This window comes from Microbacterium sp. bgisy189 (assembly GCF_965345345.1).
GTDB lineage: Bacteria > Actinomycetota > Actinomycetes > Actinomycetales > Microbacteriaceae > Microbacterium.
Map to the genome: position 1 here is coordinate 109,739 of NZ_CBDRMZ010000003.1, position 20,824 is coordinate 130,562.

Genomic DNA, 20,824 nt, shown 5'->3' on the forward strand with positions numbered 1-20,824 from the left:
CCCGTCAGGCGCGGCGCGGCGCCTTCGACGCGATCGGGATGGGCCGGGTGGCGCCAGAGGTGCCGCGCGATGACAGATGCCATTCGGCTGCCGCGATCACCGACTCCCACACGTCGTAGCGGCCGCGGTGTTCCGCGCCGCACAACCACACGACGTCGAAGCCGCCGGCCGTGCGCTCGGCGTAGCCAATGACGTGTTCGGCGTCGCGCGGGCCGACCCGCCCGTCGCACAGTCGCCACGCGTCGTCCTGCCCGAGCGCCTCGATGACGAGACTGTTCCGCGCAGAAGTGGTCTGCGCACCGAGTACACCGTTCATGCACTCACCCCCGGATAAGAGTCTTACTCATCCCTGCGACATCCGGTAGGGGTTGACTTCCCCGTGAGCGTCTGGGCGGCCCGCCTTCAGGCGAGCCCAGGTGGCACGGAATCCTCGTCGTCGCCCTCTTCGGGCGCCGGGACGGGGATGACGGCGAACGGCACACCGGGGGTGATCAGCAGCAGCGCGTCGCGGCGCTCACCCTCGCCGTCGTTCACCTTCATCCACGTCGCCCCGCCCGAGGCGACGCCGTCTTCGACCTCCTTCAGCACATCGACCAGTTCCCGCCCGCCGATGCTGTACAGCCGCCCGCCGTACTCGATGTCGATCCGCTTCATCGTGCCGTCTCCTCCGTTGCCGAGTCCTCGGTCGCCTCGGGCAGAATCCACAGGCCGCGGGCAGAATTCGCCGCTTGGCTCATGGCATCCACCCAGGCGCGGTTCATCGATGGCGGCCGAGAACCGTAGAACTTGAACACGAGCGACGCGTGCGGGTGCACCCACACTGTCGTGCGCCCGTTGCCGATGCTGCGATCGTCTTTCCAACTGAACGGAAACGGCTCGCCGCGTCGCAGCTTGTCGAGCATGACCACCTGCAGATGCGCGAGCACGCGGTCGTCGAAGTCGACCTTGATCGACCCCTCGTAGATGAACTTGCCCATGCCGCGAACCTAGCGCCGCTCCGCAGCGCGAGCAGGGGGCTTGACAGCGCGCGGCGACCCGTGCGGGAGGATGTGGGTATGCCGATTCTCAACAAAGACATGACCCTCTGCATCTCGTTGGCGGCGAGGCCGTCGAACATCGGCACGCGGTTCCACAATTTCCTCTATGACGAGCTCGGCCTGAACTTCGTCTACAAAGCGTTCACGACCGATGACCTCGACGCGGCGATCGCCGGCGTGCGCGGCCTCGGCATCCGCGGCTGCTCGGTGTCGATGCCGTTCAAAGAGGCGGTGATCCCGCTGGTCGACATCGTCGAACCGTCGGCGGCCGCGATCGAGTCGGTGAACACGATCGTCAACGACAACGGCGTGCTGACCGCGTCGAACACCGACTACGAAGCGGTCGCAGAGCTGCTCGCCGAGCACCGGCTCGACCCCGCGGCATCCGTCCTCGTGCGCGGCTCGGGCGGCATGGCCAAGGCCGTCGTCGCGGCGTTCCGCGGCGCCGGGTTCGACGACGTCACGATCGTCGCCCGCAACGCGGATGCCGGCGATGCGATCGCGGCGACCTACGACTACCGATCGGTCACCGCCGATCCGGCGCCGGGGCACAGCGTGCTCGTCAATGTGACGCCGCTCGGCATGCGGGGCGCCGATGCCGAGACGCTGTCGTTCACTCCCGCCCACATCGAGGCCGCGACGACCGTGTTCGATGTCGTCGCGTTCCCCTCCGAGACGCCGCTCATCCGCGCCGCGCGCGCCGCCGACCGGGCGGTGATCACGGGCGCCGAGGTCATCGCGTTGCAGGCCGCTCGCCAGTTCGCGCGCTACACGGGCGTCACGCCGACCCCCGAGCAGGTGGCCCGGGCGTCCGAGTTCTCGCGCGCCGAGGCCTGACCACGCTCGGCCCGCGTCACCAGATTCGGAGATCGGCCGCAGATTCGGATGTGGATGCCGGTTTGATCCGAATCCGGTGACGTGCTCCGAATCTGCGACACGGCACTGGAGGCACAGGCCGCGGCGCCACCGCGCCCCAGCTCACCCCTCTACGCGCAGCACCGCCTCGGCGGGGAGTGGCCGCTGTCAAATGTTTCTCCGATTTCGCGGAGCGCTCCCGAACGACCGCCTGCCTATACTGCGCCTATGCCGACCGACTCCCCCACCGCACGCGGTTCGTACGCGAAGGGCATCGCGCGACGGCAAGAGATCCTCGACCGCGCGATCGAGGTGTTCGCCCGTCGCGGCTCGGAGCGCACGAGCCTGCGGGCGATCGCACGCGAGGTCGGCGTGACCCACGCCGCGCTCACGCATTACTTCGGGTCACTCGAAGAGCTGCTCGTGGCGGTCTATCGCGAATCGGAGCGACAGTTCGACGAGGTCGAGGCTGCGGAGCCGATCGAGACGCCCATCGAGGGGATGCGGGTGTCGGCGCAGCAGAACCGCGAGATCCCCGGCATGGTGCAGCTGTACACGTCACTCGTCGCCGGGGCGCTCGAGAACGACCGTCCCGCGGCGACCGAGTTCATCACGGCGCGCTTCGACCGCCTGCGCAGTTCGATCGCCGAGCAGGTGCGCGACAACCAGCGCGCGGGGCTCATCCGTGACGACGTCGATGCCGAGCAGGTCGCGGCGCTCGTGATCGCGGCATCCGACGGCCTGCAGACGCAGTGGCTGCTCGACGATGCGGTCGACCTTGAGGCCTCGCTCGGCGTGCTTGCCCACATCCTTCGCCCCGCCCGCTGACCTTCCCCGCCGCTTTCCGCGACGGAATCGGGAACTCACGGCGTGGGATCGACGGGAACACCGTGCGTGACAGCGGCGGCATCCGCTTGCTACAGTGACTTCAGCAAATACCTCCACTTGGAGGTTTTCACCGCAAGGACGCATGGAAGGAACGGCGACGTGGCCCTGCCCGAAGCATCAGTTCAGCTGTACACCCTGGCCGAGGAGTTCTCGGCCGACATGAGCGGGTCGCTCGACAAGCTCGCCGCGATGGGTCTGCGCAACGTCGAGGCTTTCGATTTCGTGCGCCGCCCCGGCGAGATCCGCACGGCGCTCGACGGCGCCGGACTCGCCTCCCCCACCGGGCACGCACCGCTGCTGTCGGACGAGCTGTGGACGCCCGACGGCTCCATCCCGACCCCGGCACCCGAGGTCGTTTTCGAGGCCGCCGCGAAGGTCGGCCTCACGACCGTCATCGACCCGTTCGTCGCGCCCGAGCGCTGGTTCACCGCCGACGGCGTCGCCGACATCGCCGAGCGCCTCAACGCCCTCGTCGAGACGGCAGCAGGGTTCGGGCTCGCCGTGGGCTACCACAACCACGCGCAGGAGTTCGTGAAGAGCTTCGACGGACAGACCGCGTTCGAGCGGTTCGTCTCGCTCACCGACCCGCGCGTGCAGATCGAGCTCGACCTGTACTGGGCGCTCGTCGGCGGGCAGGATGCCGCGGCCCTCACCGCCGCGCTCGGTGACCGCCTCGTCGCGGTGCACGTCAAGGACGGCATCGCCCCCGCCGTGAACCCGTTCGGCCCGGATGCCGGCGAGTTCGGGTCGGCGAGCCTCGACCAGCGGCGACCCGGCGGTGGCGACGTGCCGCTGGCTGCTGCGCTGCAGGCGGCGAGCGCCGTGCAGTACGCGGTCATCGAGTACGACAACGCGCCCGGTGACGTCTTCGACGACATCGCCGCGAGCCTCGCGTTTCTGCGTGACGGTGGGTTCGTCCGATGAGCGCGGTCGGCATCGGCCTCATCGGCGCAGGCGTCATCAGCGACACGTACCTCGAGAACCTGGGCGCGTTCCCCGACACCGAGGTGCTGATCGTCGGCGACATCGACACCGAGCGCGCCGCCGCACAGGCCGCCAAGCACTGCGTGCCGGCATCCGGCACCGGTGACGACGTGCTCGCGCACCCGGGCGTCGACCTCGTCATCAACCTCACGATCCCGGCAGTGCACGTCGAGGTCTCGCGCGCCGCGATCGCCGCGGGCAAGCACGTGTGGACCGAGAAGCCGCTCGGCCTCGACCTCGAGGGCGCCGCCGAACTGCTGCGCGAGGCGGATGCCGCGGGCCTTCGGGTCGGGTCTGCCCCTGACACGCTGCTCGGCCCGGGCTTCCAGGCAGCGCGCCGGGTGATCGAGTCGGGTCGGATCGGCCGGCCGCTGTTCGCCCAGACGGCGTTCCAGACGCAGGGGCCGGATCTGTGGCATCCGAACCCCGGCTTCTTGTTCGCGAAGGGTGCGGGCCCGCTGCTCGACATGGGTCCGTACTACTTCTCGGCGCTGGTCAGTGTGTTCGGTCCGGTCGCGACCGTCGCCGCGGTGGGTTCCAAGGCGCGCGAGGAGCGCGTCATCCACACCGGTCCGAACGCGGGGGCGACCTTCCCCGTCGAGGTGCCGTCGACGATGCAGGTGATCGCCGCGTTCGAGGGCGGCGGGCAGTCGCAGAGCCTGCTGAGCTTCGACTCTGCGCTCGAGCGTCACGGCGTCGTCGAGATCCACGGCACCGAGGGCACGATCGTCATTCCCGACCCGAACCAGTTCGCCGGCCGCATCGCGGTCGTCGCCCCGCTCGGTGTGCTGCGCGACGGCATGAAGACCGAACAGGAGTGGGTAGAGATTCCGCACGCCGACCTCACCGTCGGCCGCGGCATGGGTGCACTCGACATGGTGCGTGCGCTCGCCGCGGGGCGTCCGCACGTGGCATCCGGCGAACTCGGCTACCACGTGCTCGACACGCTGCTGTCTGCCGAACGGTCCGCCGCGACCGGCACGACCGTCACCGTCGAAAGCACCGTCGCGCCCATCCCCCTGCTGCCCGACGACTTCGACCCCTTCGCCGCCACCCTCTGACGGCCCACCATCTCGAGTGTCCAAGACACGCGGTTCCGCCACTCCCCGGATCCGCGGGTCTTGGACACTCGTGGTTGGGGCGGTGCGCCCCTTCCCCCGGCGTGTGCTTCGCGGTACCTTCCAGGTGGGGATGGTCTGGATCTGGGGAGTTCGACATGGGTCGTTCCGTGTATACGCGCGCGTCGGCAGGTTTGATCGGCGCAGTTCTGGTCGTTGCGGGGCTGCTCGCGACGACGCCGCCGGCCGCGGCGCTCGAGCCGCCGAGTACGCCGTACACGTTCGGCAACAACTCGTTCGGCGAGTTGGGAGATGGCACGACGGATGCCCGTCCGACGCCGGCAGCCGTCGTCGAGCTGACCGATGTGGTCGACGTGCACGGCGGACGCGAGCACGTCATCGTGCTCCGAGCCGACGGCACCGTGTGGACGTGGGGAAGCAATGTCCAGGGGCAGCTCGGCATCGGCACCACCGGAAACCGCTCCCTCCCGGTGCAGGTACCGGGGCTGAGCGACGTCATCGCGGTCGAAACCGGGCACAACTTCTCGATGGCGCTCCGATCCGACGGAACCGTATGGCAGTGGGGCCTGAACGCGGACGGCCAACTCGGCGACGGGACCACCACGATGCGCCGCTCGCCGGTGCAGGTCGTCGGTATGACGGATGCGGTGGCCATCGCGGGCGGTCGCAACATGTCGTACGCGATTCGCGACAACGGCGAGGTCATGGCGTGGGGGCGCAATGACGAGGGCCAACTCGGCGACGGAACGACGACTCGACGCCTCACGCCGGTGCAGGTGTCAGCGCTCACGGATGTCGTGCGGATCGCGGGTGGCCGCGATCACGGGCTCGCTGTTCGCTCCGACGGGTCTGTGTGGGCGTGGGGGTCGAACGATTACGGCCAGATCGGCAACGGCAGCACGACGGATCGCACGACGCCGGTCCGCGTGATCGACTCGGGTGTCGTCGACGTCGCGGCGGGCGCCCATCACAGCTTCGCGTTGCGCACGTCCGGCACCGTGGCCTCATGGGGTCGCAACTACCGGGGCAATCTCGGCGACGGCACCACGACGCAGCGCACCCGTCCGGTGCAGGTCCTCAATGTCGCGGGCGCAGTGTCCTTGGGGTCGTCCCGCGACTCCGGTGTGGTCACGCTGGCGGACGGCGGCGCACGGTCGTGGGGCGACAACGCCAACGGACAGCTCGGCGACGGTACGACGACACGCCGAACGAGCGCGGTCGCGGTGTCGGGTGTCGAGGATGCGATCAAAGCGGGCGGCGGCGGCGCGGAGTATTCCGTGATCCTGCAGCGCGAGGGCACACCGCCCACCGAGGTGGATCCGGTGGCCCGGATCACCGGGACGTGCACGTTCCTTTCGTGTCCGCTCAGCGGGGCCGCTTCGAGTGATGCCGACGGCAGCATCGTCGAGTTCGCGTGGGACTTCGGTGACGGCACGACCGAGACCGGCGTCGCGCCCGGACACACATATGCGGCCGAGGGGTCGTATGACGTGACCCTGACGGTGACCGACGATGACGGGCGCACTGACACCGACACGCGCTCGGTCACGGTCGCGCCGGCGCCCGCGACCGAGGCCGCGTTCCGCGCGGCAGCATCCTCGTACGCCAACTCTTCGGCGCCCGGGGTCGTTGCGCCGGGCGCCGTGGAGGCCGGCGACAGGCTGCTCCTGTTCGTGTCGACGAACAGCGCAACCTCCGCGACGACCCCGGCGGGGTGGGAGCAGGTGAGCACGGTGCTGGATGGATCCGACCTGCGGAGCACGCTGTTCACGAGGGTCGCTGACGCGGCGACGGCGGGCAGCACGATCAGGGTCACGTTGGGTGGACAGGCGAAGGTAGCGCTGTCGCTGGGCGCATATTCGGATACGGGGGCCCCGTCGGCCTATGCATCGACGGCCGAGTCCACCAGCACCTCGACACACACTGCCCCGACCGTGACCGTCGCGACACCGGGTTCGATCGTGGTGCGGCAATGGAGCGACAAGGTCAACGCCGCCCACTCCTGGACAGTGAGCGGTGGCGTCGCGCTCCGCACGAGCAGCAACGGGTCTGGGAGCGGCATGATCACCAGCGCGCTCGCGGACAGCGTGGCCGCCTCGGCGGGGCCGTCGGGGACGGCCACTGCGAACGCCGGCATCGCTTCGAGCAAGGCGATTTCGTGGACGGTCGTGCTTCCCCCGGGGTAAACAGATCGATCACGTAGGCTTCCGGCATGACGGAGCGGACCTTCGCTGCCGCTTCCTCGCCGCAGGACGCGGCTTTCTGGGGTCGCTGCCGACGGCGCTGACAGCCGGCCGCAGTGGCTGGCTGACACCCGACCCGCACGGTGCGAGGCTGCAACCGCGGCGGCACGGATCGGCGGTGCGTGTGGCGGGCCTCGCGGCGCGCACGGGCTGCTCGTCAACGGCGGATCGAGCCGTCCGAGACGCCGTCGCGGCGGTGGATGCCGGGCGCCCATAGCCGTCGCCCACTCCGACGCAACGGCCTCCGCGCGGGTCAGTCCGCGCGACGCTGCCGGGGTGCCGGCGGCGGCGGCACTGCTTTCGCCGCGATGATGTCGGCCACGGCGATGCGCTCGACGCCGCGCTTGCCGTCGACGACAACCGTTTCGGCATCAGCGCTGAGCAGTTCGCCGAGGGCATCGGTCGCCTGCCCGGTCGGCAGCAGGTAGCGCACGACGACCCGGCGACCGGGAGCGGGCAGCCTCACCACGAGGTCACCACTTTCCGGGTGCGTAGTCCTTGAGGAAGACGCCGAACAGGTCCTCCCCCGCTTCGCCGCGCACGATCGGGTCGTAGACGCGGGCGGCACCGTCGACGAGGTCGAGCGGTGCGTGGAAGCCCTCTTCGGCGAGGCGCACCTTCGTGGGGTGCGGGCGCTCGTCGGTGATCCAGCCGGTGTCGACGCTCGTCATGAGAATGCCGTCGGTCTCGAACATCTCGCGCGCGCTCGTGCGGGTGAGCATGTTGACGGCGGCTTTGGCCATGTTCGTGTGCGGGTGTCCGGGGCCCTTGTAGCCGCGGTTGAAGACGCCCTCCATCGCGCTGACGTTGACGATGTAGGTGCGTCGGGCGGGGCTCGCTGCCATCGAGGCGCGCAGGCGCGAGATGAGCAGGAACGGTGCGGTCGTGTTCGCGAGCTGCACTTCGAGCATCTCGAGCGGGTCGACCTCGTCGACGCGCTGCACCCACGAGTTCGTGTGGTCGAGGTCGGGGATGAGCCCGCCCGCGTCGATCGCGGTGCCGGCGTGCAGGCGTTCGAGCGAACTGGACCCTGCGGCCATCGCCTGCTCGGTGAGCTCGTCCGCGCGCGAGGCGGCAGCGGCGAGAATCGGGTGCGCGGTCACCGACCGCTCGAGGGCCTGCGGATGCTGGTCGTTGGTGTGCCCGAACGTGACCAGCTCGGGCACGGCCCCCTGCGGGAGCGGGGCGAGTTCGGCATCCACGAGCGGCTGGTACGCCCCCGGCGAGCGCCGCACGGTCTGCGTCGCGTTGTTGATGAGGATGTCGAGGGGGCCGGCGGCGGCGACCTCGTCGGCCAGTCCGATCACCTGCGCCGGGTCGCGCAGGTCGATGCCGACGATCTTGAGCCGGTCGATCCAGTCGGCCGAGTCGGGCAGGCTCGAGAATCGGCGCACGGCGTCGCGCGGGAAGCGCGTCGTGATCGTCGTGTGCGCACCGTCGCGCAGCAGCCGCAGCGCGATGTACATACCGATCTTCGCGCGACCACCGGTCAGCAGCGCCCGTTTGCCGGTGAGGTCGGTGCGGGCGTCGCGCTTGGCGTGGCTCATCGCGGCGCACTCGGGGCACAGCTGGTGGTAGAACGCGTCGACGAGCGTGTACGGCTGCTTGCAGATGTAGCAGGGGCGGGCCTTGATGAGCGTGCCCGCCGTCGGCGTCGTCGTCGAGGTGCTGATGGGGATGCCGCGGGTCTCGTCGTCGATGCGGTCGGGGGCGCCGGTGGCGGTCGCGGCGACGACGGCACGGTCGGCTGCGGCGATCGCCTCGCGGATCTCGCGGCGGCGCACACGCTTGGTCGCCTTGAACATCGCGGCCGTCGCGCGGCGCACGCTGACGAAGTCGGGGTGGGTCTGATCGACGTCGTGGAGCGTCGCCAGCACCCGCAGGGTGGTCTCCAGATCCGCGGGATCGATGCCGCTTGCGGGCAGGTCGGAGGGAACGGAGGTCTCGGGGGGCACACGCGATTCTACGTCGGCGGTGGTGAGCGATGCCTGTTAGCGTGCCGGGGTGACCTCCTCTCAGGGCGATGGGCAGCGCCGCATCCACGTCTCGGCCGCTGTCATCGTCGATGCGGCCGGGCGCCTGCTGCTCGTGCGCAAGGGCGGCACGACGGCGTTCATGCAGCCGGGCGGCAAGCCCGAGCCCGGCGAGTCGCCGGGTGAGACGCTCATCCGGGAGCTCGCGGAGGAGCTCGGCCTGCACGTCGATCCGGCGCAGTTGCGCCCGCTCGGCTCGTTCACGAACGCCGCCGCGAACGAGCCCGGCCACCTTGTCGTGGCCGACGTGTTCGCGGTCGAGATCGGTTCACAGGTGCCCGTCGCGCAGGCCGAGATCGAGGAGTTGCGGTGGGTCACCCGCGCAGACGCCGAGACGCTCGAGGTCGCGCCGCTCGCGCGCGAGAACTTCCTACCCGCCTGAGTCCTGCACCGGACGGTACAGGTCGACCCGGTCGGCGATGACGCGCAGGTGTCGCAGATCGATACAAGACGCCATCGGAGAGACGGCGGGTAGCCTGAATCGACCCTGCAAGGAGCCAGCCGCCATGCCCCTCGACCCGTACTTCGCCGAGCGCTTGCGCGTGCACCGGCATTACCTCATCGGGCAGGCGTGGCAGCGGATGCTGCTGCCGCTGCGCCGTTGGACGGGCAGCGCACCGCCGCCACCCGTCGCCAGTACCGGGGTCAAGCCGACGGCGAAGACCCGCAAGCCGCTCACACCCCGCGAACGCCACCGCCGCGCGGCGCTCGCGTGGGATCGCACCGAGCTCGCGACGGTCGGGACGCCCGGCCCCGAGGTGACCACCGAAGAGCACACCGTCGCGGTCGACGGGTTCCCCGACGTCGGCGTGCGCATCTACCGGCCGCATCCCGTCGAAGAGGGCCCCGCCCCGGCGGTGCTCGCGTTCTTCGGCGGCGCGTTCCGCATCGGCGGCGTCGACTATCCGACGACCGATGCCGCATACCGACGCCGCGCGGTGGATGCCGGGGTCATCGTCGTCGCCGTCCGCTACGCGCTCGCCCCCGAGCACCGCTACCCGACGCAGGTCGAACAGGGGCATGCGGCCCTGGAGTGGCTCGTCGCGAATGCCGCATCCCTCGGCGTCGACGCGAGCCGCATCGGCGTGCAGGGCACGTCGGCTGGCGGTGCGATCGCCGCCGCCGTCACCCTCATGAACCGCGACCGCACCGGGCACCCACTCCGCCTGCAGCTGCTCGAGGTGCCCGTCGTCGACCTCACACCCTGGCATGTCGACCTGCGCCCCACGTGGGCCATGGGCATCCCCGCGATCATCGCGCTACGAGAGCTGCGCTCGGTGCGCCGCACCTACCTCGGCGACCAGTCCCCCACCCAGCCGTTCGCGTCACCGCTGCGCGCCGCCTCGCACGCAGACCTGCCGCCGGCGGTCATCCTCACCGCCGAGTACGACCCGCTGCGACGCAACGGCGCCGCCTACGGCGCGGCACTGCGCCGAGCCGGAGTGGATGCCACGGTCGTCGAGTACCGCGGCGTCACCCACGACGCCTGGTACTTCACGGGCGTGCTCGACGCCGCCCGCCGCTGGCACGATCAGGCCGTGCGGGCACTGCGGTTGCTGCACGATTAGAGGGCGCATCGCGGCGCGCTCAGGCGCCTGGAACGCTCAGACCCCCAGGCGCGCGACCGAGCCGCGCTCGACGATCGGGCAGGGCAGCAGCGTCGCGTGGGCGCCGAGCAGCCGGTACTCGTCCTTGCCGTCGATGAGCGCAGACAGCGTGTTGACGGCCCACGCGCCCATCTCGTAGTGCGGCAGCGCGACGGTCGTCAGCTCGGGGTACAGGCTGTGCGGGATCGGCGCCTGGTCGTCGAACCCGACGACCGACAGGTCGCCGGGAATCGACAGCCCGAGCTCGGCTGCGGCCCGGTACACGCCCATCGCCATGCGGTCGTTGTAGCAGAAGAGGGCTGTCGAACGATCCTCGGCGGGCCGATCGAGCAGCGCCCGCGCGGCTGCGTATCCCCCGGCCGCCTCGGCCTCTCGTTCGACGATGAGCGCCTCATCGAGCAGCCCGGCATCCGCGAGTGCTTCACGAACGCCGACGAGCCGGCCGCGGGTCGCCGGCACGTCGATGCTGCTGGCGGCGAACGCGATCCGTGTGTGCCCGGCTTCGACGAGCATGTCGATGACCGCAGCCGCACCGGCACGCTCGTCGGGCATGACCGAGGGCACATCTCCGTCGCGGTCTCTCGCCCCGATGAGCACCGCCGGGGCGGCGTGCATCTGCGCGGGCACGACGACCTCGTCGTGGTAGACGGTCGCGTAGATCAGTCCATCTGTCTGGCGATCGACGAGCGCCTGCGACAGCTTCGGGTCGATCTCAGGATCCGGGTTGAGCTCGGAGTTGAGGATCGCGAGCGTGAACCCGCGCTTGGCCGCCTCTTCCTGTGCACCCTGGATGATCCGACCCGCGTACGGGGTGATCGCGATCTCTTCGGTGATCAGGCCGACCATGCCTGACGCGTTGATGCGCAGCCCGCGTGCGAGCCGGTTCGCCTTGTAGCCGAGCTGCTCGGCGGCCTGCTTGACGCGTTCTTTCGTGTCGTCGCTCGTGCGGGTGTGCGGCGTCTCGTTGAGGACGTGCGAAACGGTCGTGACCGAGACACCGGCGGCCGCTGCGACGTCGCGGATGCCGACCTGCCTGCGTATCACGCGCTGCTCCCTCACCATCGCACTGCCTCTCTTTCGTACCATCCGCGGGCCGTTCGCCGCGATTCACGCCCCGGGCACGTCGGGGGTCGGCCGGAACGCGTTGGCCGCGGCATCCAGTTCGACGTCGCGTTCGCGACCGGAATCGAGAATCGTGTTGCCACTGGACGCAGCGTCGACGCGCACCGTCGTGACGCGCAGGTCGGGCGCGGGAGCATCGGAGAGCAACGCGTCGACCTGCGCTTCGAAGCACGAATCGCTCGCGGCCGACGCGACGTCCATCGCCACCACATGGTTGGTCGTGACGGCGTTGCCTCGCCCCGCGACCAGACGCATGATCACCGGCGTCGCTCCGGCGGGGCGGACACTGCTCGCGTCGACGAGTTCGGAGAAGTGGTTGCCGACGACGGTGTTGCCGCTGCCGTCGATGCGGAGCAGACCGTATTCGTCGTCGTGTCCGTTGTCGACGCCGAGGAAGGGCGTCCACGGTTCTTCGTCGCGGAGGAAGTGGTTCGACGCGATGAGGTTCTCCGAGCTGTGCTCGAGGACCACCATGCCGGGGTAGAACGAGTGGAGCCGGTTGCCGGTGACGCTCGACCGGGTCACGCCGCGCAGCCGCACACTGCTCGCGCCACGCGGAAACACGTTGTTGGCGGTGATGAGCAGTCCGCCGTGATGCTCGGCGTAGATCGAGTCGCCGCGAAAGCCCGCGCCGATCAGGTTGTCGGTGATCTTGGATGCCTGCCCCCACCCGCGCAGCTCGATGCAGTTGCCGCATTCGGCGATGAAGTTGTCGTGGATCGAGAGGGCATCGGCATTGTGGATGACCACCGCATGCTCGAGGTAGACGAACCCCATCTCGGTCACGCGGAACGAATCGTTGGCGCTCGCGACATGGATGCCGGTCCGACCGTTGCGGTAGGAGTTCTCGGGGTTGCCGCCGGGCGCTGGCGAGGCCCGGGTCGCCGAAGCGGGTCATGGTCCGGTAGATGAGGAGGCTCAGGGTGGTGGTGCTCCCCTGTGGGCCGCCGTCGGTCTGGATGAGGATGATGTCGAACGCGCGCGCCGCGTCGATGCCGCGGACGATGAGCGCGACCGCGATGACGGGGCGCAGCAGCGGGATGATGACCGACACGAGGAGCCGCGGGTAGCGTGCACCGTCGATGCGGGCGGCTTCGATGACCTCGCCGGGGATGTTCTGCAGCCCTGCGAACAGGACGAGCGTGATGAACGACGTCGTCAGCCAGATGTCGGGGATCGCGACCGAGAACAGTGCGATGTCGGGGTTGCTGAGCCACGCGATCTGGTCGCGGCTCGCGATGAGGCCCGCGTCGAAGAGCAGTTCGTTGACGATGCCGAAGTTGTCGATGAGGAGGAAGCGCCAGAGCAGTCCGGCGACCACGGGCGCGATCATGAGCGGGTACATGAACAGCGTGCGGAAGATCGTCGATCGCTTGCCGAGCGCGCTGAACAGCAGCGCGACGGCGAGGCCGAGCGCGAACTCTGCGGCGACGACGATGACGGTGTAGACGACGGTGCGGACGGATGCGTTCTGGAACGCCTCGGACGCGAACGCGGCGACGTAGTTGTCGAAGCCGACGAACTCGCGCGGCGCCCCGGCGAACGGCGAGATCTCGAAGAAGCTGTCACCGACGAAGCGCACGAGCGGCCACAGGACGAACACCGCCAGGAACAGCGCCGCCGGCAGCATGAGCAGCGCGGCGAAGCCCCGGTCGCTCAGCCGTCGCGTCGGTCTGCGCCGGCTCGGCGGGATCGTGCCGCCGGTGCCCGCCGGTGGGGCGACCGAGGTCGCCCCACCGCGGACGGGGGGATGGGTGGTTGTCACGGGAGTTCCTCCGCGCCGGTGGACGGCGACTACTGGATGATCGATTCGATCTGGGTCTTGGCGTCGCTGAGCAGTGCCGCCGTATCGGCATCCGGCTCGACGGCCTGTTGCAGCAGCGGCACGAGCACCGAGTCGACGATCTCCTGCCAGTGCTCGGATGCCGGGCGCGGAAGGCTCTGCGACGCTTCGAGCGTCTGCATCAGCGCGGGGTAGTGCTCGAACCCCTCGACCGCCGCCTTGCTCTCGAACGCGCTCGTGCGGGCCACGAGGCCGAGCGAGGTGTCAGCCGACATTTCGTTGTGCTCAAAGGCGAAGGCGATGAAGTCCTTCGCGGCATCCTGATTCGCACCGCTGGCCGGCACCGACAGGTACCAGGCGCCCGGCACACCGGCAACGCCGCCCGGACCGCCGATCATCGGTGCGACCCCGATGCTGTCCCTGACCGGCGAGTCGTCGGGCGTCTGCCGGTACGCGTGGCCCCAGAACCGCATCATGGCGAGGTTGCCCTGGTAGAAGAGGTTCTGCGCGCCGGCCCAGTCGAGCTGCGCGGCGCCGGTGGGGGCATACGGCAGCAGGCTGATGTAGTAGTCGAGCGCAGCCTGATGCTCGGCATCGTCGATCGTCACCTCGCCCGACGCTGCGTCCAGCACCATGTTCGCGGCACCGGCCTGCGACACCGTCGCGAGCCACTCGGTCTCGACGGCGCCCTTCACGTCGGTGCCGTACAGGTCGACCTCGCCGTCGCCGTCGGTGTCGCGGGTGAAGAACTCTGCCGCGTCGCGGTACTGCTCCCACGTGGCCGGGGGCAGGAGTTCGTACCCGTACTCGGCCTCGAAGTCGGTCTTGTTCTGTGCGTCTTCGAACAGGTCGGTGCGGTAGAAGAGGATCTCGGAGTTGGTCCAGACCGGCACGCCCACGTAGGCGTCGTCGACCTGCGCCTCGGCCAGCAGCCCACCGAACAGGTCGCTCTCGACATCATCCGTGTAGAGGTCGTCGAGCGGCGCGAGACCGGGCGCGAACGCCGGCAGCCAGATCGCGTCGAGCGCTGCGACGTCGAACGACGGCGTTCCGGCTTGCAGCTCGGCCGAGATACGGTCGTAGAGGCCCGCGTACGGCAATTCGACGAGGGTGACGGTGGTGCCCGTCTCCTCCTTGTACAGGTCGGCGATCGGCTGCAGCTCGGCCAGGCCGCCGCCTTCGACGACGACGGTCAGCTCGTCGCTACCGGACTGCGTGGGCGTGCTCGCCCCCGCGCCGCACGCACTGAGTGCGAGCGAGGCGGCGCCGACGACAGCGATGGCGCCGGCGAGTCTGGCCGCGCGACCTCGCGCCGTGTGATTCTTGCGAAGCTCCATTACTTCTTCTCCCGTTTCTGCAGGGCGTTCTCTGGTGGGTGTTCGATGTTGGTTCGATCACTGCCAAAACGTATTGGCAAAACGTTCTGGCATCACCATAGAGCGCAACCCCGACGGGTGTCAATGCGCTCAGCGTTCGAGCACGACCGCGAGGCCCTGCCCGACGCCGATGCAGATCGCGGCCACCGCGACCCCGCCGCCGCGGCGGGCGAGCTCGTGCGCGGCGTGCCCGACGATGCGACCGCCGGACGCGCCGAGCGGGTGGCCGATCGCGAGCGCGCCGCCGTGGATGTTGACCTTCTCGGGGTCGAGATCGGGCCAGCCTGCGATGCACGCGAGGGACTGTGAGGCGAAGGCCTCGTTGAGTTCGACGACGTCGACGTCGGCCCACGTGCGCCCGGCCCGCGCAAGCGCCTTGTTGGCTGCCTCGATCGGCGCGGTCGGAAACGCATCCGGGTCGACACCGTGTGCACCGCGGCCGGTGATCACGGCGAGCGGGTCACAAGCGAGTGCCCCTTCCGCGCCGAGCAGCACGGCGGAGGCGCCGTCGTTGATGGGCGAGGAGTTGCCGGCGGTCACGGTTCCCGTGCCGTCGGTGGCGAACAGCGGCTTCAGCCCCGCGAGCTTCTCGGCACTGGTGTCGTCACGGATGCCCTCGTCGCGCGCGAGCTCCACCCCGGGCACCGCGACGGTCTCGACGTCGTAGATCCCGGCATCCCATGCGGCTGCTGCGAGTCGGTGCGAGCGCACAGCGAACGTGTCCTGCTCCTCGCGGCTGATCCCCCAGGTGCGGGCCGTCTGTTCGGCGGCGGCACCGTTGGAGATCGTCCAGTGCGTCGGCAGCGCACGGTTGGTCATGCGCCAACCGATCGCGGTGTTCCACATGGTCTGATTGCCGACGGCGGCAAACGGCTTCGACGACTTCTCGACGACGAACGGCGCACGACTCATTGACTCGACACCACCCGTGAGCACGAGTGACGCATCGCCGGATTCGATCGCCCGTGAGCCCTGGATCACGGCTTCGACGCTCGATGCGCACAACCGGTTGACGGTCACGCCGGTGACCGAGGTCGGAAATCCCGCGAGCAGGGCACCGAGCCGCGCGACATTGCGGTTGTCTTCGCCCGCCTGGTTCGCGTCACCGAAGATGACGTCGTCGATCCGTGTCGCATCCGCCTCGGCAGGCTCAACGACGGCGCGCATGACAAGTGCGGCCAAGTCGTCGGGGCGGGTGCCGGCGAGAGCGCCGCCGGCACGACCGAACGGTGTGCGCACGGCGCTGTAGATGTGGGCGCGGGTCATAGTCGAATCCTGTCAGGCGCTGGCGAGGAGATCCATGACGGCCGCAGGCACCGTAGGTTGAACCCATGCGTCTCGAGATCATCGTCGGTGGGTGGGAGCACGAGTGCTGCGGCCCCGAGATCGAGCGCTATCAGCGGGTGGAGTGGACGTGCGTCACCGAACCCGACGGCCGACTCTCGGAGACGCACCACGACCTTGAGAACATCGCCGTGACACCCGTGCACGGAACGATCGTCGACCTGGAACTGGTGCTCGCAGACGGGTCACGCACCGGCATCGATCGCATCCCGAGCGGTCGCGCCCTGTGCGGATCCGACGAGCACGACGACGGGGTGGTGCGCGCCGCGTACACCGACGAGGTGCTCGACGCGTCGAGCTGCGAGTTCATGGTCACCGTGGAGGTGGCGTCGGAGTCGTGATGACACGAAGCTTGGCATCAGCCTCCGACATCCGGAGGCTCGGTAGAACCGAGTGGAGCAACCCGATAGTGACCGATGCGTCACCCGAGCATCTCGCAAGAATGGCTCTTGACCAGGGATTCTGTGGCGGAGACGGAGGGATTTGAACCCTCGGTCCCCTTGCGAGGACTCCACCTTAGCAGGGTGGTGCACTAGGCCTGACTATGCGACGTCTCCAGGCATCCGACCGTCGAGACGGGCGAACACACCCGGCAATCATAACGGTTCCCGCGGGTGGATCCGAACCGGGTTTGGTGTGGTTTCGATACACCGCCACTACGTGGCGGCACTCAACCGCCGGGGCCCAGCCGCTGCGTGGCGGCACTCAACCACCGGAGGCACAGCCACTGCGTGGCGGCACGCAACCACGGGGGCTCAGCCGGCGACGGTGCAGGTGACGTCGGCGGCGGTCTGGCCGCTGATCTCGCTCGGCAGGTCGACGGACTCGTCGTCCGCGTCGGCGGTGGCATCGGGCGACGGGGTGCCCGTGGCATCCGGCGTGGGCGTTGCGGTGGAGTCGCCGCCCGCCCCATCGGCCTCACCGACGATCTCGACACCGTAGCCGCTACTGACGTCACCCGTGAGGTTGAGGGGCACGTTCTGCTCGAGCGCCTCGAACAGGGCGTCGGCCGCATAGGTGATGGGCAGCACACGCGCGCCGCCCGGAGCGTACTCAGTCGGGTACTGCACGAAGACGATGTCCTTGTACTCGACGTCCTTCACAGCCATCGCGATCTGCACCATGCGGGTCGGGTTGGCGAGCGAATTCGACAGCACGATCTGCTGCGTCGAGACCTGGTTGATCGCCGTGTTGGCGAAGTGCAGCAGCGTCGCCGGGTCGGCGAGCACGCCACCCGACTGCAGCTTGCGCACCATCGAACTCATGAACTGCTGCTGGTTCGAGATGCGGCCGAGGTCCGAGCCGTCGCCGATGCCGTGCCGGATGCGAAGGAACTGCAGCGCCTCGGCACCGACGAGCGTGTGCTCACCCGCCTCGAGGTCGAGGCCGGTGTGACTGTCTTTGATGTCACCCGAGACGCACACGTCGACACCGCCGATGGCATCCGACATGTTGATGACGCCGGTCCACCGCATGGCGGCCGCGAACTGGATGTCGACGCCCGTGAGCTCTTCGACGGTCGCGACCGAGCACGCCAGCCCGCCGTACATGTACGACGTGTTGATCATCTGCGCGTTCATCGCACCGTAGGTGGTGCCGTCCTCCCCCGTGCACTCGGGGATCGCCACGATCATGTCGCGGGGGAACGAGACGACGGTCACGCGTCGCGGCTCGTCACTGATGTGCACGAGCATCGTGACGTCGTTGCGCTCACCGCCGTCATCGTGCGCACACCGGGGAAAGAGCTCGAGATCCTGCCCCTCACACGAGTCGGTGCCGACGATGAGCATGTTCACCCCGCCCTCGATCTCACCAATCGACGGGGGCAGCGACGCTTCGTCGCCGATCGCCACGCCGTTGTCGTCCAGCGTTCGCGCCGCGTTCCAGACGTAGAAACCGCCGACGGCGGTGACGCTCAGCACGACGACGGCCAGCACGGCGCCGAGCACCGTGAGCAGCTGCGTGAACGGGTTGGGCTTCGGGTGGATGCCGTGGCGCGCCACCGGCTCACGACGCGGCGACCGGGTCGCCGATTCGGGGGTGTCGCTCACTGGGCATCCTTTCGTGACCGGCACGGCCGGCTGCGGCGAGGGATTCGTCTGCGATCGGGGGCTCGCAGAACTGTGCCGCAATCTGCACCATTTTAGGGATCGGTCACTGAAAACCGGTTGTGAGGGCCCGCACCGCATCCCCGGCCGTAGGAGGTGTCGCGCCGGCCGCGCCATCCAATTCACCTGCGCGCGCTCGGATAGACTCGACCGCGACCGGTTCGCCGGTCGGGAGGGTTGTCCGAGCGGCCGAAGGATCCGGTCTTGAAAACCGGTGGGCAGCAATGTCCCGTGGGTTCGAATCCCACACCCTCCGCAGAACCACCTTCCGCAGATTTACAGCCGCATCAGCACTTCGGCCACGCCGCCGTCGTAGACGGTCGTCGTGTGTTCGGATGCCTCGGCCAGCACCTCGTCGGGGCCTTGCGCCATCGCGATCGCGCGACCACCGTTCGTCCGTGCCCAGCGGAACATGCCGACGTCGTTGCGCCCGTCGCCCATCACGATGACGTGCGCGGGCGGGACATCGAGCCAGCCGCGCACGCGTTCGAGCGCCGTCGACTTGTCGACGCCGTGCGGGGCGATGTCGAGCCATGCCGACCATCCGACCGCGTACGACACCTCGTTGAGCCCCACGCGCGAGACCAGTTCGAGAAACTCGTCGCTCGTACCGTCTGGTGAGACGACGACGACGCGGCACACCGGCTGCGCCGAAAGCTCTTCGAAGCTGACCTGCATTGCGGCGCTGAGGTTCCAGTCGTCCATGTGCTCCGTGTAGAGACGCCGACCGTCAGCCAGCTCGACGAGATAGTGCGCGTCGGGCAGGTGCGTGCGCAGCAGTTCGAGCACCTGGGTCGGATCGAACGTCTCGACGTAGTGGCGCACGTAGGCGGCCGGCCCCTCACCTTCGACCCGCTTCATGATGACCGCGCCGTTCGAGCACACCGCATACTCGGGCCACACCTGCAGCAGACGCAGGACGCCGTGCGTGCCCTCCCACGACCTGCCGGTCGCGAGCAGGACCTCGTGGCCCGCTTCACGCGCGGTCGCAACCGCGTCGACGACGCCCGGACTGAGCGATTCGTCCTCGAGCAGGACGGTGCCGTCGACGTCGAGCGCGATCAGCAGCCGATCACGCGTCACGCGATGGGCTCCGCGACCTCGATCCCGCCCAGGTACGGGCGCAGCACCTCGGGAATGACGACCGAACCGTCGGCGCGCTGGTGCGTCTCGAGCAGCGCGACGATCCACCGCGTGGTGGCGAGCGTGCCGTTGAGCGTCGCGACCGGCGTCGTCTTGCCGCCGTCAGGACGGTGACGGATGTCGAGGCGACGCGCCTGATAGGTCGTGCAGTTCGAGGTGCTCGTGAGCTCCCGGTACGCGCCCTGCGTCGGCACCCACGCCTCGATGTCGTACTTGCGGGCCGCCGACGATCCGAGGTCACCGGCCGCAACGTCGATGACGCGGTAGCTGAGCCCCAGGTCCTGCAGCATGCGCTCCTGCATCTCGACGAGACGCAGGTGCTCGGCCTCGGCATCCTCGGGAGTCGTGTAGACGAACATCTCGAGCTTGTTGAACTGGTGCACGCGGATGATGCCGCGGGTGTCCTTGCCGTACGAACCCGCCTCACGGCGGTAGCACGTCGACCATCCCGCGTAGCGCTTGGCGCCCGCGGTCAGGTCGAGGATCTCGTCCATGTGGTAGCCGGCCAGCGGCACCTCGCTCGTGCCGACGAGGTACAGGTCGTCGGCCTCGAGGCGGTAGACCTCATCTGCGTGCTGGCCGAGGAATCCCGTGCCGCGCATGACCTCTGGGCGCACCAGGGTCGGCGGGATCATCGGGATGAACCCGGCATCCACCGCCCGCTGCAACGCGAGCGACATGAGCGCGTACTCGAGGCGCGCGCCGATGCCCTTGAGGAAGTAGAAGCGGCTGCCCGACACCTTCGTGCCTCGCTCCATGTCGATGGCGCCCAGCTTCTCGCCGAGCGCGAGGTGATCGAGCGGCTCGAAGTCGAACGACGCCGTCTCACCGTGCGTGCGCAGGGTGACAAAGTTCTCCTCACCCCCGGCGGGAACCCCGTCGACGACGATGTTCTCGATCAGCGCGAGAGCGGCATCGGCTGCCTCCTCGGCGACCGTGACGGCCTGCTGGGCCGCCTTGACGTCGGCGCTGAGCTGCTTCGCCTCGGCGACCAGCGCAGCCTTCTCGTCCTTGGGTGCAGCGGCGACCTTCTTGCCGTGCGCGTTCTGCGCCGCACGCAGCTCTTCGAACGTCGTGATCGCAGCGCGGCGGTCACGGTCGGCGGCGAGCGCGGCATCCACCGTCTCGGGCGACGACCCGCGCGCCTCCTGCGAGCGCTTCACGAGGTCAGGGTCGTCACGAAGAAGTGCCAGGTCGATCACCGGACAAGTCTCCCACAGGG

19 protein-coding genes, 2 tRNA genes and 2 pseudogenes are annotated in these 20,824 nt (G+C 69.2%); 9 read left to right on the forward strand and 14 right to left on the reverse strand.

Going from position 1 to position 20,824, the window contains the following annotated elements:
* Positions 1-4: 4 nt before the first annotated feature.
* The 3 genes from ACSF8R_RS05845 to ACSF8R_RS05855 form a co-directional block, all read right to left on the reverse strand.
* Positions 5-316, reverse strand: a complete 312-nt coding sequence (locus ACSF8R_RS05845) for a hypothetical protein (RefSeq protein WP_434810919.1) — start codon at positions 314-316, stop codon at positions 5-7.
* 86 nt (positions 317-402) lie between these two features.
* Positions 403-654, reverse strand: coding sequence for a hypothetical protein (locus ACSF8R_RS05850; RefSeq protein ID WP_434810920.1), 252 nt, complete (start codon positions 652-654; stop codon positions 403-405).
* Positions 651-977: an ATP-dependent DNA ligase gene (locus ACSF8R_RS05855; RefSeq protein ID WP_434810921.1), complete on the reverse strand. Its 327-nt coding sequence runs from the start codon at positions 975-977 to the stop codon at positions 651-653. Before ACSF8R_RS05855 ends, ACSF8R_RS05850 begins: the two co-directional genes overlap by 4 nt.
* A 78-nt stretch (positions 978-1,055) precedes the next feature.
* On the opposite strand from ACSF8R_RS05855, the gene ACSF8R_RS05860 reads away from it, so the two are divergent.
* The 5 genes from ACSF8R_RS05860 to ACSF8R_RS05880 all read left to right on the forward strand — a co-directional run bounded on the left by ACSF8R_RS05860 (position 1,056) and on the right by ACSF8R_RS05880 (position 7,029).
* Positions 1,056-1,874, forward strand: a complete 819-nt coding sequence (locus tag ACSF8R_RS05860; protein WP_434810922.1) for a shikimate 5-dehydrogenase — start codon at positions 1,056-1,058, stop codon at positions 1,872-1,874.
* 246 nt (positions 1,875-2,120) lie between these two features.
* Positions 2,121-2,720: a TetR/AcrR family transcriptional regulator gene (locus tag ACSF8R_RS05865; protein ID WP_434810923.1), complete on the forward strand. Its 600-nt coding sequence runs from the start codon at positions 2,121-2,123 to the stop codon at positions 2,718-2,720.
* 159 nt (positions 2,721-2,879) lie between these two features.
* Positions 2,880-3,704, forward strand: coding sequence for a sugar phosphate isomerase/epimerase family protein (locus ACSF8R_RS05870; protein ID WP_434810924.1), 825 nt, complete (start codon positions 2,880-2,882; stop codon positions 3,702-3,704).
* Positions 3,701-4,825 (forward strand): Gfo/Idh/MocA family protein, encoded by a 1,125-nt coding sequence (locus ACSF8R_RS05875; protein WP_434810925.1) that lies wholly within the window; start codon positions 3,701-3,703, stop codon positions 4,823-4,825. The genes ACSF8R_RS05870 and ACSF8R_RS05875 overlap by 4 nt, the downstream gene beginning before the upstream one ends.
* 155 nt (positions 4,826-4,980) lie before the next feature.
* Entirely contained in the window at positions 4,981-7,029 is a 2,049-nt protein-coding gene (locus ACSF8R_RS05880; RefSeq protein ID WP_434810926.1) for a PKD domain-containing protein, read from the forward strand.
* Between the two features lie 310 nt (positions 7,030-7,339).
* Here ACSF8R_RS05880 and ACSF8R_RS05885 read toward each other — a convergent pair whose 3' ends face one another.
* Together ACSF8R_RS05885 and ACSF8R_RS05890 are read right to left on the reverse strand one after the other, a co-directional pair.
* Complete coding sequence (locus tag ACSF8R_RS05885; protein ID WP_434810927.1) at positions 7,340-7,555, reverse strand: putative acetyltransferase; 216 nt, start codon at positions 7,553-7,555, stop codon at positions 7,340-7,342.
* A 4-nt stretch (positions 7,556-7,559) separates the two neighbouring features.
* On the reverse strand, positions 7,560-9,041 hold the full coding sequence (locus ACSF8R_RS05890) for an SDR family NAD(P)-dependent oxidoreductase (RefSeq protein ID WP_434810928.1): 1,482 nt from the start codon (positions 9,039-9,041) through the stop codon (positions 7,560-7,562).
* A gap of 49 nt (positions 9,042-9,090) precedes the next feature.
* Here ACSF8R_RS05890 and ACSF8R_RS05895 point away from each other — a divergent pair, with 49 nt between their 5' ends.
* Positions 9,091-9,501, forward strand: coding sequence for an NUDIX hydrolase (locus tag ACSF8R_RS05895; protein WP_434810929.1), 411 nt, complete (start codon positions 9,091-9,093; stop codon positions 9,499-9,501).
* Positions 9,502-9,625: 124 nt separating this feature from the next.
* Positions 9,626-10,687, forward strand: a complete 1,062-nt coding sequence (locus tag ACSF8R_RS05900; protein ID WP_434810930.1) for an alpha/beta hydrolase — start codon at positions 9,626-9,628, stop codon at positions 10,685-10,687.
* 36 nt (positions 10,688-10,723) lie between these two features.
* Here ACSF8R_RS05900 and ACSF8R_RS05905 read toward each other — a convergent pair whose 3' ends face one another.
* The 5 genes and pseudogenes from ACSF8R_RS05905 to ACSF8R_RS05925 all read right to left on the reverse strand — a co-directional run bounded on the left by ACSF8R_RS05905 (position 10,724) and on the right by ACSF8R_RS05925 (position 16,273).
* The gene (locus tag ACSF8R_RS05905) at positions 10,724-11,770 is read right to left on the reverse strand and encodes a LacI family DNA-binding transcriptional regulator (protein ID WP_434810931.1); all 1,047 of its coding nucleotides are present in this window, start codon (positions 11,768-11,770) and stop codon (positions 10,724-10,726) included.
* Positions 11,771-11,833: 63 nt separating this feature from the next.
* A pseudogene (locus ACSF8R_RS05910) lies at positions 11,834-12,706 on the reverse strand (NosD domain-containing protein); the annotation flags it as partial.
* A gap of 4 nt (positions 12,707-12,710) precedes the next feature.
* Positions 12,711-13,478 (reverse strand): annotated as a pseudogene (locus ACSF8R_RS05915) (carbohydrate ABC transporter permease); the annotation flags it as partial.
* A gap of 164 nt (positions 13,479-13,642) precedes the next feature.
* Positions 13,643-14,968, reverse strand: coding sequence for an ABC transporter substrate-binding protein (locus tag ACSF8R_RS05920; RefSeq protein ID WP_434810932.1), 1,326 nt, complete (start codon positions 14,966-14,968; stop codon positions 13,643-13,645).
* A gap of 129 nt (positions 14,969-15,097) precedes the next feature.
* Positions 15,098-16,273 (reverse strand): thiolase family protein, encoded by a 1,176-nt coding sequence (locus tag ACSF8R_RS05925; protein ID WP_434810933.1) that lies wholly within the window; start codon positions 16,271-16,273, stop codon positions 15,098-15,100.
* 65 nt (positions 16,274-16,338) lie between these two features.
* Between ACSF8R_RS05925 and ACSF8R_RS05930 the strand changes: the two genes are divergently transcribed.
* Entirely contained in the window at positions 16,339-16,692 is a 354-nt protein-coding gene (locus ACSF8R_RS05930; RefSeq protein WP_434810934.1) for a hypothetical protein, read from the forward strand.
* Positions 16,693-16,816: 124 nt separating this feature from the next.
* On the opposite strand, the gene ACSF8R_RS05935 is transcribed toward ACSF8R_RS05930, so the two are convergent.
* A tRNA-Ser gene (locus ACSF8R_RS05935) sits at positions 16,817-16,908 on the reverse strand.
* A gap of 198 nt (positions 16,909-17,106) precedes the next feature.
* Complete coding sequence (locus ACSF8R_RS05940) at positions 17,107-18,402, reverse strand: LCP family protein (protein WP_434810935.1); 1,296 nt, start codon at positions 18,400-18,402, stop codon at positions 17,107-17,109.
* Positions 18,403-18,630: 228 nt separating this feature from the next.
* Here ACSF8R_RS05940 and ACSF8R_RS05945 point away from each other — a divergent pair.
* A tRNA-Ser gene (locus ACSF8R_RS05945) sits at positions 18,631-18,715 on the forward strand.
* 20 nt (positions 18,716-18,735) lie between these two features.
* On the opposite strand, the gene ACSF8R_RS05950 is transcribed toward ACSF8R_RS05945, so the two are convergent.
* Positions 18,736-19,542 (reverse strand): HAD family hydrolase, encoded by an 807-nt coding sequence (locus tag ACSF8R_RS05950; protein ID WP_434810936.1) that lies wholly within the window; start codon positions 19,540-19,542, stop codon positions 18,736-18,738.
* Positions 19,539-20,804: a serine--tRNA ligase gene (gene serS, locus ACSF8R_RS05955; RefSeq protein WP_434810937.1), complete on the reverse strand. Its 1,266-nt coding sequence runs from the start codon at positions 20,802-20,804 to the stop codon at positions 19,539-19,541. Before serS ends, ACSF8R_RS05950 begins: the two co-directional genes overlap by 4 nt.
* Between the last annotated feature and the right edge of the window lie 20 nt (positions 20,805-20,824).